General features: G+C 74.4%; 9 protein-coding genes. 4 read left to right on the top strand and 5 right to left on the bottom strand.

Translation table 11 applies throughout. The features are described from left to right. Window positions 1–300 precede the first annotated feature (300 nt). Both ACQPXD_RS43845 and ACQPXD_RS43840 read right to left on the bottom strand, forming a co-directional pair. Complete coding sequence (locus ACQPXD_RS43845; protein ID WP_432828936.1) at window positions 301–3,405, bottom strand: hypothetical protein; 3,105 nt, start codon at window positions 3,403–3,405, stop codon at window positions 301–303. Between the two features lie 43 nt (window positions 3,406–3,448). Further along, a complete protein-coding gene (locus tag ACQPXD_RS43840; protein ID WP_432828934.1) occupies window positions 3,449–6,064 on the bottom strand; it encodes a CHAT domain-containing protein in 2,616 nt (871 codons plus the stop codon). Between the two features lie 98 nt (window positions 6,065–6,162). Here ACQPXD_RS43840 and ACQPXD_RS43835 point away from each other — a divergent pair, with 98 nt between their 5' ends. Then, the gene (locus ACQPXD_RS43835; RefSeq protein ID WP_432828932.1) at window positions 6,163–7,332 is read left to right on the top strand and encodes a S8 family peptidase; all 1,170 of its coding nucleotides are present in this window, start codon (window positions 6,163–6,165) and stop codon (window positions 7,330–7,332) included. A 497-nt stretch (window positions 7,333–7,829) separates the two neighbouring features. After that, window positions 7,830–11,036 carry a glycoside hydrolase family 3 C-terminal domain-containing protein gene (locus ACQPXD_RS43830; protein WP_432828930.1) on the top strand — a complete coding sequence of 1,069 codons (3,207 nt, stop codon included), beginning with the start codon at window positions 7,830–7,832 and terminating at the stop codon, window positions 11,034–11,036. 66 nt (window positions 11,037–11,102) lie between these two features. On the opposite strand, the gene ACQPXD_RS43825 is transcribed toward ACQPXD_RS43830, so the two are convergent. The 3 genes from ACQPXD_RS43825 to ACQPXD_RS43815 form a co-directional block, all read right to left on the bottom strand. Continuing rightward, window positions 11,103–11,624, bottom strand: a complete 522-nt coding sequence (locus ACQPXD_RS43825; RefSeq protein WP_432828928.1) for a hypothetical protein — start codon at window positions 11,622–11,624, stop codon at window positions 11,103–11,105. Window positions 11,625–11,708: 84 nt separating this feature from the next. Beyond that, the gene (locus tag ACQPXD_RS43820; RefSeq protein WP_432828926.1) at window positions 11,709–12,899 is read right to left on the bottom strand and encodes a DUF2786 domain-containing protein; all 1,191 of its coding nucleotides are present in this window, start codon (window positions 12,897–12,899) and stop codon (window positions 11,709–11,711) included. Continuing rightward, a complete protein-coding gene (locus ACQPXD_RS43815; RefSeq protein WP_432828924.1) occupies window positions 12,889–14,046 on the bottom strand; it encodes an FAD-dependent oxidoreductase in 1,158 nt (385 codons plus the stop codon). Before ACQPXD_RS43815 ends, ACQPXD_RS43820 begins: the two co-directional genes overlap by 11 nt. A gap of 72 nt (window positions 14,047–14,118) precedes the next feature. On the opposite strand from ACQPXD_RS43815, the gene ACQPXD_RS43810 reads away from it, so the two are divergent. Together ACQPXD_RS43810 and ACQPXD_RS43805 are read left to right on the top strand one after the other, a co-directional pair. Beyond that, on the top strand, window positions 14,119–14,724 hold the full coding sequence (locus ACQPXD_RS43810) for a TetR/AcrR family transcriptional regulator (protein ID WP_432828922.1): 606 nt from the start codon (window positions 14,119–14,121) through the stop codon (window positions 14,722–14,724). Beyond that, window positions 14,721–15,650: a TIGR01777 family oxidoreductase gene (locus ACQPXD_RS43805; RefSeq protein WP_432828920.1), complete on the top strand. Its 930-nt coding sequence runs from the start codon at window positions 14,721–14,723 to the stop codon at window positions 15,648–15,650. Before ACQPXD_RS43810 ends, ACQPXD_RS43805 begins: the two co-directional genes overlap by 4 nt. Window positions 15,651–15,689: the final 39 nt, after the last annotated feature.

Below are 15,689 nucleotides of genomic sequence, written 5' to 3'. Positions count from 1 at the left end.
TGATCCGCCCCCGGCCCCGCCCCCGGCGACCTCCAGACGGGGAGCGCGGGTGAGGGCCCAGGGGACGAGCGACCGGCCGACGACCTATGCGCCGAGCGGCCGCGACAGGCGAAGGGGCGGCGGCGGGAAGAGCGGGCGGTCGGCGGCCTGTGCGCCGGGGCGATGACCTGCGCGTCGGGCGATGACCTGCGCGTCGGGCGATGACCTGCGCGTCGGGCGATGACCTGCGCGTCGGGCGATGACCTGCGCGTCGGGCGATGACCTGCGCGTCGGGCGATGAGCTGTGCGTCGGGCGGCGAGCTATGCGCCGAGGGGCCGTGGTGGGGGGAGGGGTGGTGGTGGGGAGGGTGGTGGCGGGGAGGAGACGGAGGGGCCGGGTGGGAGAGGGGCGGCCGGGCGGCGGTGGGCGGGGCGGGAGCCAGGGCGGGGGCTGGGGCGGCGGTGCAGGGAGAGGAGCGTGGCGGCGGTGATGAGGGCGGCGCCGAGCACGGTGGTGGCGGCCGGGAGGTAGGTGGGGATGCCGAGGTACACCGTGATGCCGAGGATGCGGGACAAGCCCCACGGCAGCAGGGCCATCTGGTCGTTCCACAAGGTCAGGGCGCGCTCCAGGCCCAGCGCGGTGATCAGGCCGCCCAGCGCGGTCAGTGGCACGCCGGTCGCGGCGAGGAGGGTGGCGGCCGTGCGGCGGCGGGGGAGGGCGTGGCGGTCGCGCAGGACCAGGGCGACCGCCACGAACAGCCAGGCGAAGGCGGCGAAGGCCAGGCAGACGTAGGCCGAGCGGCGGGCCGGGTCGGTCCAGAAGGCGAACCAGTAGCCGCCGGGGCCGCGGAGGGCCAGGGCCGCGAGCAGGATGACGGTGCGCAGCAGGGCGACGCCGCCGATCGCGGCCCACAGGTGGAACGGGTCGCGGCGGCCGAGCAGGGCGCGGGCGGTGGCGGCGAAGAGCAGCCAGGCGCCGAGGGAGAGGAGCAGGTGGGCGGGGGCGGCGAACCAGGTGTAGATCAGGCGCGAGGCGACCAGGGCGGCGGCGGGGATCGTGACGACCAGCACGCGGTCCAGGAGGGCGGGCGGCGGGGCGAGGTCGGCCAGGCGCCACGGGCGGGTCGCGCCGAGCCACAGCGCGCGCAGGCCGGGTGAGCGGCCGACGGCGCCCATGAGCAGCAGCAGGACCAGGGCGGCGAGCAGGGCGCGGGCGAGCACGGCCATCGCCGGGTCGCGGTCGGCGCGGGCCGCGCCCAGGTCGGCGGCGGCGAAGTTGTAGGCGGGCAGGTCGACGTCGCCGCCGTAGCGGGCCACGTGCGCGGCGTGGGCCGCGCGGTAATCGGCCTCGGCCTGCTGCCAGGCGGCGCGGGCGGCGGACGAGCCGGTGTCGAGCCACTGGGCGTGGCGGAGGAACATCGTGCGATACGCGCCGAGGGTGCGCAGGAGGTCGGTCTCGTAGGCGAGGGTGTCCAGGAGCCGGGCGCGCAGGGTCGCGTCGCGCCAGGCGGCCGGGTCGGTGGCGGCGATCGTCCCGCGCATCGAGGCGGCCAGGGCCACCGCGCGGTCGCCCTCGGCGATGGTCTCGTCGATGTGGTCGCGGCTGACCGCGTAGATGCTGTCGAGGGCGGCGGAGTCGCCGGTGACGATGTCCCACTCGAAGATCCACATCATCGGCGGCGGTTCGAGGCCGAGGGCCTGGACCTTCTCGTCGGCATACGGACCGAGGTAGAGGCCCTTGGTGATCGCCTCCCGGGACATCGCCATCATGCGGCAGATCGCGGTGACGGTGGCCGGGTCGTCGGAGAACGTCTGCCGGGCCCAGTCGGCGGTGATCCGCGCGGGCGGGGTCGCCGGGTCCCAGGCCAGCCGGCCGAGGGCGTAGGAATTGAGGTCATACAGCTGCCAGAACCCGGACCGCAGCAGCAGCGTCATCGGCCCGGCGCGCAGCGGCCCGCCGTCCTGCGTCCACGTCCAGATGCCCTCGACGTGCGGGTTGGCGGCCAGGAAGCGTTGCAGCGCCTGCTGGTGCAGCCCGGTGAGGTCGTTGGGCAGCGACCCGAACCCCTCGAACTCGCGCCGCGACTGGAACTCCACGATCCGCCGCTGGTCGCCGACCTCGAGCGTCGAGTTGAACGGCAGATGGCTGTAGAAGTCGCCGAGGGAGTACTTCGTCGACACGATCAGGTGCGGGTCGTCGAGGCCGCCGAGGACCTCCCGGTAGGCGTCGGGGTCGGTGTGCAGGTCGCCGACGGCGCCGACGCCGACGGTCCAGGTGCGGAAGATGACGTCTCGGCCCCCCGCGCCGGCGGTGCCCAGCAGCGCGCCGAGCATCGTGCGCACCGCCTCGGGCGTGGTGACGGCGATCCGCGACTCGTAGTCCCAGCCGGGCAGCTTGTAGACGCCGCCGCCCTCGCCGATGCGCACCATCAGGCCGCTGGCGAACGGCAGCCGCTGGAACAGCTCCGCCAGACCCGCGGAATACACCTGCCAGAACGCGGGGTCGGAGACCCGCAGGCCGCCATAGGTGTGCTCCAGATATCGCCGCAGGGGCGGCGACAGCGCCAGCATGTCGGTGAGCAGGTAGACCCGCATGCCCATGTCGGCGGCATAGCGGAACACCGGCGCGAACGCCTCGGTCAGCGCTTCGGCGCGGGCGATGTGCGGGTCGCCGGCCGGATAGACGGCGTGCCCGTCGCCGACGCCGGAGAACGTCACATACTCCAGGAACCCCGGCAGCACCACGCCGTTGTACCCCTGGGCCAGGGCATGGTCGACGAACTGGTGGAACTGGCGGGAGATCCGCTCCACGGCGGACCGGTCCACCCACGGCGCCTCCGGCAGCAGCGCCCCGCCGACGACGTCGGTGTTGAGCGAGTAGTCGGTGCCGGCGGCGAACGCGGTCACGTCGGGCTCCCGGCCGACCGAGCCGGCGTCGGTGAGCCGCAGCCCGAGCCGGGGCTTGACCACCGTGCCGCGCTGGTCGTCGGGCAGCAGCGGCGCGCCGGAGCGGATCCGGTCGGCGAGCGCATAGAGCCCGGAGGCGGCACCGGCCTCGTCGCTGGCGGTGAGTGCCAGCGGCGGGTCGAGGCGATAGGCGGTGGCCGGGAGGGACGGATCGAGCCGTACCACCAAATCGGCCGGCTCATCGGATCCCACCAAGGGGCGCGGGGAACCGCGCGCGGCCACGGCGTCGGCCACCGCGCCGGCCGCGAGCGTGAGGCGGGGCGACGCCGGGACGGAGATCGAGGCGAGCGAGACCGGCGCCGCCGGGAGCACGTCGGCGACGGACGGGCGCTCGACCGGCACCGCGACCCGGGTGAACCGCAGGCCGAGCGCCCCGCCGAGCGCCCAGGCCACCAACGCGCCCAGCCCGAGCAGCACCACCAGGGTGGCGAGCGGGAGGCGGGCGCGTCGTCGGGTCACGAGCGCCATCGTAGGACCGGGGTGTGACAAGAATCCGGGTCGATCAACCCGCGCCGAAGCAGACGAAACTGTCCGTGCTCGCGCGGTCACCGGGGTCCGCGCAAGCCTGCGCCGCGGCGAGCGCGGCGGCCGGAGCGAGCCCCTTGCCCAGGTGCGCGTAGAACGACCGCATGAGGTGCCGGGTCGCGCCGTCGTCGACCGGCCCGGTCGAGGCGATCACCGTCGCCGTCCCCATGTTCAGCAGCGCCGCGACCAGCCCCATCAGCTCGTCGCCGGGGTGCACGTCGGCCAGGCCGGTGTCGCAGCCGGACAGCACCAGCAGCCCCGGCGGCCGGCGCAGCGCGGTGAGGTCGTACACCGTGAGGGGCCCGTCGGCGAGCATCAGGAACGAGAACAGCGGATTGTCGACCCGGAACTCGCCGTGCGAGGCGATGTGCCCGATCGCCGCCCCGTCCAGCGCGGTCAGCGCCGGCGCCACCCGGGCCTGCTCGCCGGACAGCACCACGGCGCCGGGCCGGTCCGCCGCGATCTCCCGCACCTCGTCCTTCGCCTGCTCCGCCGACGGCGCGCCGACCAGCACCAGCTTGCCGTCCACAGTGGACGTGCTGACGCGGCGCAACCATATCGTCGCCGACGGTGCGACGGTCAGCGAGCGGCCCCGCAGCCGCGGTAGCATCCCCCAAGGCAGCGCGTGGAGGGCCCCGGTCGGCACCAGCACCAGCGGCCCCTCGCCGAGCAGGTCGGCGAGGGGGTCCAGCAGGAGCCGGTCGAGTGCCTCGGCGCGCCGCTCGAGTCGCTCGCCGCCGGCGGCATGCCCGAGCACCTGGTTGTGCAGGGCAAACCTGAGCGACTCCAGCTCGGCTCGCACCGCGTCGATCTCCCCGACGATGCGATGCGTGACCTTGCGCCCGCGCACCACCAGGGCGTGCAGGAGCCCGTCGATGTCGAGCAGTTCGACGAGCACCCGCTCACCCAGGGCCGCCGCGAGCGCCGGGATCGACAACTCAATAGCCTGAGCGGAGGAGCCGGGCGCGCGCCAGGAGCGGCGGCGGATCTCGGCCTCCAGCACCCGCTGCCGGCGCAGCAGCCGACCGGTGCGCTGCGGGCCGGCCGGCGCCGCGGCCAGCTCGGCGTTGATCCGCCGCAGCTCGGTCAGGTGCCGGGCCACCACCGGGTCGGTCGACGGGTGGGTCGGCGGCAGTGACAGCGCGGCCGAGCGGCAGCGCTGGGCCCAGGTGAGCGCCGACGCGGGGCCGCCGTGCACGAGCGCCAGCCGCAGCCGCAGCCCGGCGAGGGCCGCCGTCTCCGCGCTGCCGCGCACCCGCAGCTCGGTGGCGCCGAGGCTGGCCCGGTAGGTGTCGGCCTGGCGCAGGCCGGCCGTGGCCGCGCGCACCGACTCGGTGACCGCGCCGGAGGCGAGCTCCACCCGGGCCCGGATGTGCCACCAGCGCACCCGCACCGGGGCCGGCCCGAGCTTCGCCGCCCCGCCGGCCTCGGTGAGCAGCTCCCGGGCGGTGTAAAGCTCGCCGAGGTCGACCGCCAGCTGTGCCGCGTCGAGCAGCGCGTCCCAGCCCGGCTGCAGCCAGCCCGCCTCGAGCAGGTGCGCGGCGACCGACCGCAGCTCGCGCAGCGTGCCCCGGTTGGCCTTGCGCAGCGCCACCACCGCGGCCAGCTCCGCCACCCGGGCCCGGGCGCTCCACACGGTGCGGTTCTGGCGCTGAAACACCCGCCGCGCGGCCGCTGCCGCCTCCTTCGACTCCTGCGCCGCGCCGGCGGCCAGGCCGTGCCGGGCCAGCGTCAGGTGCGCCTGGCCGAGCACCGAGTCCAGGTGCCCGTCCGTGCACGCGTCGATCGCGGCCCGGATCGCGGCGTGCGCCTCCGGCAGCAGCCGCACCGACAGCAGCAGGTCGGCCCGGTCCAGCAGGCTGACCGCGTCGACCCCGGTGCTCCACAGCCGGTCGTGCGCCCGGTCGTAGCGGGCCAGCGCCGTCGGCACGTCGCCGGCCTGTGCCGCGACGAAGCCGAGGTTGTGCTCCACCTGCGCGGCCGCCGTCGCCATGCCGAGGCGGTTGTAGAGCACCTGGGCGGCGCGCAGATCGCTCTCGGCCTGTTTGAGGTTTCCGCGGTACCCGTGCAGAACGCCCCGGTTGGTCAGCGTCCGCGCCTCCCACACCTGATCGCCGGAGGTGCGGAAGGCGCGCAGTGCCCCGCGGTAGAGCTCCATCGCCTGCCGGTCGAAACCCAGCCGGCGCAGGATGAGCGCCCGCTGCATGCTCGCCCGGGCCCGCCGGTGCCCCTGCAGCTCGGCGACCGCCCGGTCGATCTCCTTCAGCGCCGCGCTCGGCCGCCCGAGGTCGTCGAGGATCAGCGCGTGGCTCATCCGCGCCTCCGCCTCGTGCACCCGCAGCCCGTGCCGGCGCGCCACGTTGATCGAGGCCCGCAGGTGCGTCGCCGCGCCGGCCGCGTCGTGCCGTGCCCGGGCCACCAGCCCCAGCGCCCGCAGCGCCACCGCCTCGCGGCCGGGGTCGCCGTCGCGGCGGGCGTCGTGCAGCGCCGTCTCGGCGAGGTGCTTGGCCTTGCCGGGGTCGGCCATCACAATCGGTAGCAGCCGCTGCGCCAGATCGTCATCGGCGGCGGGGAGTACGGGCGCTGCCGTCATGGTTGCATCCTGCCAAAGGCTCGGATGTGTATCACGGGGTCCGGGGCGCGACTCATGTCACCGGCCTCATCATTGAATTGTTATGGGGGGAAGCAAACATGTCCGTACCGAATGATCGTCTCGGGCGGTGGGAGCAGGCCCGCGGCGCGCGTCTGTCCACATTGCCGTGGCTGCGCAGCGAAGTACAGTCCGGGCGCACCGTGCGCTTCGTCGCCGACGAGATCCTGGTCTCCGACCGCGGCGTCGGCATCGCGCACCGCACCCTGACCGGCCTCGGCCACCGCGCGAGCGAGATCGTCGAGGACGAGCCGCACACCGGCCTGCGCCGGCTCAAGGCCCGCGGCCTCGACGTCAGCTCGGCCGTGCGCCAGCTGCGCGGCCAGCTGCCCGACGCCGTCGTCGGCCCGAACCACGTGTTCCTGTCCACGCCGCACGAGCACGGCGGCCCGTTCGGCCCGCCGCTGCCGGCCGACGCTCCGCCGGCCAAACTCGCCCCTTCGGCCACGGGGGCATCCTCCGTCCGGGTCGTCGTCCTGGACACCGGCGTCTGGACCGACAGCCCGTTGCCGGCCGGCTGCTACACCGCCGCCGCCGAGAACCACGAAACCGTCCTCGACGGCGACAACAACGGCGAGCTCGACTCCGACGTCGGCCACGCCAACTTCATCGCCGGTGTCGTGGTCCAGGGCACCGACGCCGCCCAGGTCCGCATCGTCAAGGTCCTGGACAGCTTCGGCGTGTGCACCGAGGCGGACCTGGCCGCCGCCATCACCGCGCTCACCGACGTCGACGTGCTGAACCTTTCGCTGGGCGGCTTCTCCGTCGGCGACCAGCCACCGGCCATCCTGTCCGCGGCTCTGGCCGGCTTCCTGTCCGGCACCGGCCGGGTCGTCGTCGCCGCCGCGGGCAACGACGGCATCGACGGCCGCCCGTTCTGGCCGGCCGCGTTTTCCTTGAGTGGTACGGCATGGGCCGGTCAGATCCTGGCCGTCGCCGCCCACGACGGGAGTACCGTCTGCGAGTGGAGCAACCGTGGCCCGTGGGTGACCCTGGCCGCACCCGGCGCCGACGTCGTGAGCACGTTCATCCACCACCCGAGCTTCGCCTCGGGCTGGGCCGCCTGGAGCGGCACCTCCTTCGCCGCGCCGCGCGTGGTGGCGGCGGTGGTGGAGCGCGTGGCCGCGGCCGGTTCGGTCGCGGCCGCCGCCGAGCAGGTCCGCCAGGAAGCCGCCGCCCAGCCCCTGGGCGGCTTCCCGTCCCTGCGCTGAACCGGCGCTTCCGTCCGCGAAACCGCCGCGGCGCCGTGCCCCCGGGCGCGCCGCCGCGGCACCCACCCGGCCGCACGGACGGCGGCCGGGGGCACCCTTCGGGCCGGCCGTCGATGGCTGTCATCGGCGCCGCCCCCGGGGCGGCGCGGCGGTGCGGACGTATGTCTCCGTGATCATGATGTGCGCGGTGGCCGCACCGCGGGTTTGCCATGATCCCGGAGACTCTCGGTACACAGGGGTACATCGCCGCTCCGTGATCATGAAAAACGTTGGTGTCGGCGGCGGGTTGCGCATGATCGCGGAGACTTCCGGTCGCTACGCGTGCTCCGTGGCCCCCCGAAAGACTTGGCTCGCGACGCGCGAGGCCGGCGCGGTGGGAGAGCGCTCTCCCAATCGATTGTGTTCGTTCTCTTGACAGACGAGGGAGTGCGGGGGAAGTCTTCAGAGAGCGCTCTCTCACCCGAAGGGCGTTGGCTCCTCTCCGCCAAGAGGTCTGCATGCTGCGTGCCCGAAATATCCGACAAATTCGGCTCAGGCGCTGGCGGCTGGTGCCGCTGGGCGTCGTGGCCCTGCTCGCCACGGGGTATCTCGCCGTCACCACGCTCAGCGCGTCCGCGGCCACCCAGCTGCTGTCGCAGGGCAAGCCGGCCACCGCCTCCTCGACCGAGAACGCCGGGACGCCGGCCGCCGGCGCCGTGGACGGCGACGCCGGGACCCGGTGGTCCAGCGCGTTCGCCGACCCGCAGTGGCTGCAGGTCGACCTGGGCTCCAGCGCCACCATCAGCCAGGTGGTGCTGCAGTGGGAGACCGCCTACGCCTCCGCCTTCCAGATCCAGGTCTCCGCCGACGCCGCCGCCTGGACCACCGTCTACAGCACGACCACCGGCACCGGCGGTACCCAGACGCTCAACGTGAGCGGCGCCGGGCGCTACGTCCGGCTGTACGGCACCGCCAGGGGCACGCCGTACGGGTACTCGCTGTGGGAGTTCCAGGTCTACGGCGAGACCGGGACCGGCACCTGTGGCACCACGAACGCCGCGCTCAACCGCGCCGCCACCGCCTCCTCGACGGAGAACGCGGGCACGCCGGCCGCCGGCGCCGTGGACGGCAACGCCGGGACCCGGTGGTCCAGCGCGTTCTCCGACCCGCAGTGGCTGCAGGTGGACCTCGGCGCGAGCGCGCAGGTGTGCCAGGTCGTGCTGCAGTGGGAGACCGCGTATGCCACCGCCTTCCAGATCCAGCTGTCCGCCAACGGCTCGACGTGGACGAACGCGTACTCCACCACGACCGGCACCGGCGGTACCCAGACGATCACCGTGACCGGCAGTGCGCGCTATGTGCGGATGAACGGCACCGCGCGGGCCACGCCGTACGGGTACTCCCTGTGGGAGCTGGAGGTGCACGTGATCGGCTCGGTGCCGACCACCGGCCCGCCGACCACGTCCCCGCCGGCCGGCTGCCCGTGGGTGGGGTCGACGGCGCCGGTCGCGACCCGGGTGAGCCAGCTGCTGAGCCGCATGACCACCGACCAGAAGATCTCGATCCTGCACGGCAACGGGGCCTCGTCGCCGTACATCGGCAACCTGACCGGCATCCCGTCGCTCTGCATCCCGAACATGGGCTTGCAGGACGGCCCGGGCGGGGTCGGTGACGGGATGGGCGGCGTGACTCAGATGCCGTCGGCGGTGACCTCGGCGGCGACCTTCGACCCGGCGCTGGAGCAGGAGTACGGCGCGGCGATCGGCGCCGAGTTCGCCGGCAAGGGGGCGAACGTGGCGCTCGGGCCGACGCTGAACATCGTGCGGGACCCGCGCTGGGGCCGGGCGTTCGAGACGTTCAGCGAGGACCCCTACCTGACCTCCCAGATGACCGTGGCCGACGTGCGCGGCATCCAGAGCCAGGGTGTGATGGCCCAGGCCAAGCATGCCGCCGTGTACAACCAGGAGACCAACCGCAACGGGCCGGCCGACAACGCCATCGTCGACGACCGCACCCTGCAGGAGATCTACCTGCCGGGCTTCCAGGCGGCGGTGACGCAGGGCGCGACCGCGTCGATCATGTGTGGGTACGCCACCGTCAACGGCACCTACGACTGTGACCACCCGTACCTGCTCAACACGGCGCTCTACCAGCAGGCCGGCTTCGGCGGGTTCGTCACGTCCGACTGGGGCGCGGCGCACTCGACGGTCCCGGCGGCCAACAACGGCATGACGATGGAGATGCCGGGCGGGTACTTCTACGCCGACTTCCTGCGCCAGGCCGTCGCCAACGGCCAGGTCAGCGCGGCGCAGCTGGACCTCATGGTGACCCGCGTGCTCACCCCGATGTTCGCGTTCGGGCTGTTCGACAAGGCGCCCACCGGCTCGCCCAGCGCGAACGTGAGCACCGCCGCGCACGCCGACGTGGCCCGCCGCGGCGCCGAGGAGGGCACGGTCCTGCTGAAGAACACCGGGATCCTGCCGCTGTCGACCGCGACCACCCACTCGATCGCCGTGCTCGGCGTCGACGGCGGCGCGGGCGTGCAGAGCGTCGGCGGGGGCAGCGCCACCGCGACGAGCTCGGGCACGGTGTGGCCGCTGACCGGCATCCAGAACCGGGTGGCCGGCACGAGTACCACCGTCACCTACAACGACGGCACGAACCTGACCAACGCCGTCAACCTCGCCCGCGGCTCCGACGTGGCGATCGTGTTCGCCAGCAACAACTACGGCAACGAGGGCAGCGACCAGACCACGATCGACCTGCCGGGCAGCCAGAACCAGCTGATCAGCCAGGTCGCCGCGGCCAACCCGCGCACGATCGTGGTGCTGCACACCAACTCGGCGACCACCATGCCGTGGCTGGACCAGGTGGCCGGGGTCTTCGAGGGCTTCTACGCTGGCCAGCAGGTCGGCACGGCGACGGCGGCGCTGCTGTTCGGCGACGCCAACCCGTCGGGCAAGCTGCCGGTCAGCTTCCCGAAGAGCCTCGCCGACGTGCCGGCGCACACCGCCGCGCAGTGGCCCGGCGCGAACAACCAGGTGCAGTACTCCGAGGCGCTCAAGGTCGGCTACCGCTGGTACGACAGCCAGAACATCGCGCCGCTGTTCCCGTTCGGCTACGGTCTGTCCTACACCAGCTTCGGCTTCAGCAACCTGCAGGTCGGGGCGCTGAACAACGGCAAGGCCACGGTCACCGCGACGGTGAGCAACACCGGCAGCCGGGCCGGCACCGAGGTCGTGCAGTTGTACGTCGGGGCGCCGGCCGCCGCCGGCGAGCCCCCGCGGTCGCTGAAGGGCTTCCAGCGGGTGACGCTGAACGCCGGCCAGTCCACGACGGTGACGTTCACGGTCACGGCCAAGGACCTGGCCTACTGGAACACGTCGAGCAACGCCTGGACGACCGCGTCCGGGACGTACCAGATCTCGGTCGGCAACTCCTCGCGGAGCCTGCCGCTGACCGGGAACCTGGCCGTGACCGCGGCGACCGTGCCGTCCAACCTGCTGCCGAACCCGTACGGGATGAGCAGCCCGGTCGGCCGGCCCGTCTCGTGGGCGTTCGGCGCGGCCGGGGCGACCTACACGGCGACCGGCCTGCCGGCCGGGCTGTCAATCAGCGCGGCCGGGGTCATCTCGGGCACGGCCACCTCGGCCGGGACCAGCACCGTGACCGTCACCGCGAGCACCGGGGCGAGCGCCACCTTCGTGTGGACGACCACCCCGTAGACCCCCTGAGGGCGGGGGAGGCGGGCCGCGCACACCGGTTGGCGGAGTGCGCGGCCCGCTCTACGTTCAGTAGCGCTGCTGCTGCGGCAGCGGCTGGCCGCCGTACTGCAGGGCCTGGACGAAGCGGTCGTCGGGCTTGTGCACCTCGACGAACTGCCCGTCCTGCGACACGAACGCGCTGGTGACCGCCTGATAGCCGCCGCGCGCCGCGACGATGATGCCCACGAGCAGCACGATCAGGCCGAGCAGGAACAGCATCGCGCCCGAGTCGTTGCTGCCCATCACCGCGATGCCGATGACGAACAGCAGCGCGCCGAGGCCCACCAGGCCCCAGCCGATGCCGAGCAGGCGCGAGCGCTGGGCCTTGCACTGCGCGCACCACGGCCAGGCCGGCGCGTCGACCTTCTTGCGCATGACGGCGACCACGATGGCGTAGGTGATGACGCCCACGAGGATCAGCACCGGCGCCCAGGACGGCGGCTTCGAGATCAGCTTGATGCGCTTGCTCTCGATCGGCGCTTCGCCGTGGCGCGGACAGACGGGCGGCAGGTGACCGGCCGCGACTTGTCCGGCGGGAATCGTGATCATACTGGAGTGGCTCCCCGTCGTATTGAAGAAATGTGACGCGGGAGATTCTCACAGGCGTCGAAGCATCGTCAATTGGCCAACCGGCTACAAGGCGGCCCGGTCGGCGGCCTCCCGGCCGGACTCCCAGCCCTCCCGGCTGTCGACCCGGCTGCCGCGGCCGCGCACGGTGCGCGGGAACACCCGTTGCATCGTCTCGCGGACCTGCTCGTCGCGGGAGCGCAGCACCGGCAGCAGGTCCGCCGCCTCCGGCGCCGCATCCAGCGCCGCCTCGGCGGCCCGGCCCAGCCGCTCGCCGATGCGCACCGCGTAGGCGACGAGGAACGACTGGCGGAACGCCTTGAGCCGGGCCCGCCCCGCCTTGCCGCCCGGCGGCTCGTCGCGGGCCATTGCCCGGCCCGCCTGCACCAGCAGCGACGTGTAGAGCAGATCGACCGCGTCGATGTCGGCGTCGAACCCGAACACGGTGGTGAACCCGTAGTCCGGCGACCAGACCGTGTGGCAGCGGTTCGCCGCCGCGACCGCGCTCAGCAGCGACGCCTTCTCGCTCTCGTACGGGTGGTCGACGCCGATCCGGCGGGCGAAGGGCACCACCGCGGCGTCCGGCCCGTCCCGGCGGGCCACCAGCGCCTCGTCGATCGAGTGCCGGGCGATGAGCTCCTGCGCCTTCGCGGTGTAGGTCTCCGCCTCGGCCGGGTAGCCGGTCGACTCGGCCTTGGCCAGCAGCGCCCTGACCCGTTCGAGCAGTTTCTCGTCGACCGCGGTACCGCCGGCCTGCCTGCCGCCCGCCCGTGGCCGCGGCGCCGTGCCCGGCGGCGGCACCAGCACCTCGATCGGCGGCAGCTCGGCGAGCACCACGAGCAGGCTCAGCAGGTCGTCGAGCGCGGAGACCCGGTCCAGCCGGTGCCGGGCGGCCAGCTCCGACGCGTAGGTGGCGTCGGCCCGCCACCACACCGTCGCGTCGAGCGCCTCGGCCTGGGCACACCAGCGCTCGTCGACGTCCCGGCGGGCGAAGCCGCGCAGGTGCGCGGCGACCGCGTCGGTCACGACCCGGCCGAGCACCGGCCGGTCGGTGCCGCCCCGGCGGACCACCACCCGGTGCAGCTCGGCCGGCTGCCAGCCGCCTCGCCACAGCCGGGCGCCGGCCTCGGTCACCGCGGCGAACAGGGCCGGGTCGACCTCGCCGGCCGGCGCGACGGCCAGCGCGTCCAACCCCTGCTCGTAGGGGACCGCACCCCGGACGACGGCCTCGATCTGCCCGCGGCGCTCACTGCTCACCCGCCAAGGTTAGTGGGTCATATGCGTAGAGCCAGGCGGTCGCCCGCTCGTAGAACAGCGGCACGAAGAGCCGCATCGCCACCGCCTGGGCCCGGCGCCGCACCGGCCCGGCCCGCTTGACGCCCCGGTTCTCCTCGGCTGCGCCGAGCATCTTGGCGATCCGCGGGCGGCGGGCCGTCTCGTATGCCCGCAGCGCCGCCGGCACCGCCGGCTCGGCCGCCACCGCCGCGGCGAGGGCGAGCGCGTCCTCGAGGGCCATCGAGGCGCCCTGCCCGGCGCCGACCGGGTGGGCGGCGTCGCCGACGAGCACGGTCCGCTCGCCGCGCCAGACCGGCACCGGGTCGAGGGCGTGCATGAGCACGGTGCGGTCCAGCCGGGTGCTGGCCGCGATCACCGCCGCCGGGACCGCCTCGGCGCGGTAGAGCTCCGCGGCCCGGCGAAGCCAGCCGGCCTCGTCGACGTCGTCGCGCTCCGGCGCCCGCGGGTCGGCGACCTGCGCCGACCACCACACCTCGCCGCCGGCGAGCAGGTGGATGAAGGCGCCGTTGCGCCCGAACGTCAGGTTGAACACGCCCGGCTCGACGCCGTCGAGGCGGGACGCGCCGGAGATCGCGTAGAGCCCGGCGTAGCGGGGGCGGGGCGCGGCCGGGTCGAGCCGCCCGCGGACCGCCGACCACAGCCCGTCGGCGCCGACGAGCAGGTCGGCGCGGTCCTCCCGGCCGCTCGCCAGCTCGGCGGTGACCCCGGCCGCCGTCTCGGCCGCGCCGGTGAGCCGCTCGCCGGTGACGATCCGGGCCCCGGCCTCGGCGGCGGCCGCCCGCAGCGCCGCCACCAGCCGCCCGCGGGCCAGCGTGACGCTCGGCCGCGGGTCGCTCGCGGGCCGGCCCCGGGCCACGTCGCCGAGCAGCCGCCCACCGGCCGACCACATCCGCTGCCGGGGCACCGCCACACCGGCGGCCTGCACCGGCGCCAGGCAGCCGAGCGCCTCCAGGCAGCGCAGCCCGTTGGCGGCGAGGCTGACGAACGAGCCGACGTCGCCGGCCGGGTCGTCGTACGCCTCGTACACCGTCACCTCGGCACCCACCCGGCGCAGCGCCACCGCCGTCGCCGCGCCGGCCACCCCGCCCCCGATCACGATCGCGCGCATCCCAACCACTCCCTGAATCTCGATTCACTGAATCAAAGTTCGGTGAAAGTATGTTCGGTTACGATGGGGCCCGTGCGCAAGGTCCGTGCCGCCCAGACCAGGGCGGCCCTGCTGGAGGCGGCCCGGGCGTTGTTCGCCGAGCGCGGCTACCTCAACACCAAGATCACCGACATCACCGCGGCGGCCGGCCGCGCCACCGGCTCCTTCTACGAGCACTTCGCCGACAAGGAGGAGCTGCTGCGGGCGCTGCTCGCCGACCTGGAGGAGGCCGCCGACGCGCACCTCGCCGCCGGCGACCACCCGGCCGACCACGACCTGACCGACCGGGCGCAGCTGCGCGACCACGTCGGCGTCGCCTGGGCGGTGATGCGCCAGCACCGGCCGGTGCAGATCGCGCTGTTCCAGTCGATGGTCGCCGACGACCCCGCCTCGGGCCGGGCCTGGCGCGAGCTGACCGGGCAGACGGCGGTGCTGCGGGAGCACCTGGACTACCTGCGGGACCGGGGCCGGTCGCTGCCCGGCGAGCCCGAGCTGGTCGCCGCGGCGATGGGGGCGATGCTGGCCTTGCTGAGCTACGCGCTGCCGCCCGGCGGGGAGCACCCCGACGACCGGGTCGTCGATACGCTCACCGACCTGCTGCACTCCGGGCTACTGCAAGTTGGTAGAAATGCGGCGTGAAGGTCGTTCTGGCCGGGGGATCCGGGGCGCTCGGCAGGCGGATCGCGGCCGATCTCGCCGGCCGTGGGGACGAGATCGTGATCCTGACCCGCCGGATCCGCGACGACCTGCCGTACCGTCAGGTGCTCTGGGACGGCGCCACGGTCGAGGACTGGGCCGCCGAGCTGGCCGGCGCCGCCGTGATCAACCTGGCCGGTGAGCTGGTCGACCGCCGCCCGACCCGGGCCAACGTCGAGCTGCTGCGGCTGTCCCGGGTCCGGCCGACCTGCGCCCTGGTGGAGGCGGCCGCGGTGCTCGCCGAGCCGCCGCCGGTGTGGCTGCAGGCCAGCACCCTGGCCATCTACGGCGACGCCGGCGAGGCCGAGCTCGACGAGTCGGCGCCGCCCGCCGACGGCCCGCCGCAGATGGCGGGCGTGGCGCGGCCCTGGGAGGCGGCCGCGGCGCTGGAGGAGGCGGCCACCTTCCAGCGCGCGATCGTGGAGCACACCCGCCAGGTCGTGCTGCGGATGGGCATCGTGCTCGACCGCGGCGGCCCGGCCCTGGACCGGCTCGCCGGCCTGGTCCGCTGGGGGCTCGGCGGCCCGGTCGGCGGCGGCCGGCAGTGGGTCAGCTGGATCCACATCGCCGACCTGCTCGCCGCGGTCCGCCGCGGGCTCGACGACCCGGAGCTCTGCGGGGTCGTCCACGTCACCGCACCCAACCCGGTCCGCAACGCCGAGCTGATGGCCGCCCTGCGCACCGTCCTGCGCCGCCCGCCCGCCCCGCCGACCCCGGCCGCCCTGGCCCGGCTGGGCGCCGTTGTCCTGCGCACCGACCCGGCCCTCGCCCTCACCGGCCGCCGCTGCGTGCCCCGCCGGCTGCTCGACGCCGGCTTCGAGTTCGCACATCCCGACCTGCTGCCGGCCTTGCGGGACCTGCTTTCTTAGGAGCGTCACCCGTTCGGGTACCGCCCGCCTGAGGCTCTG

This window comes from Dactylosporangium sp. CA-092794, assembly GCF_050948465.1.
Classification (GTDB): Bacteria; Actinomycetota; Actinomycetes; order Mycobacteriales; family Micromonosporaceae; genus Dactylosporangium.
This window is presented reverse-complemented; position numbering and strand designations above follow the sequence as displayed.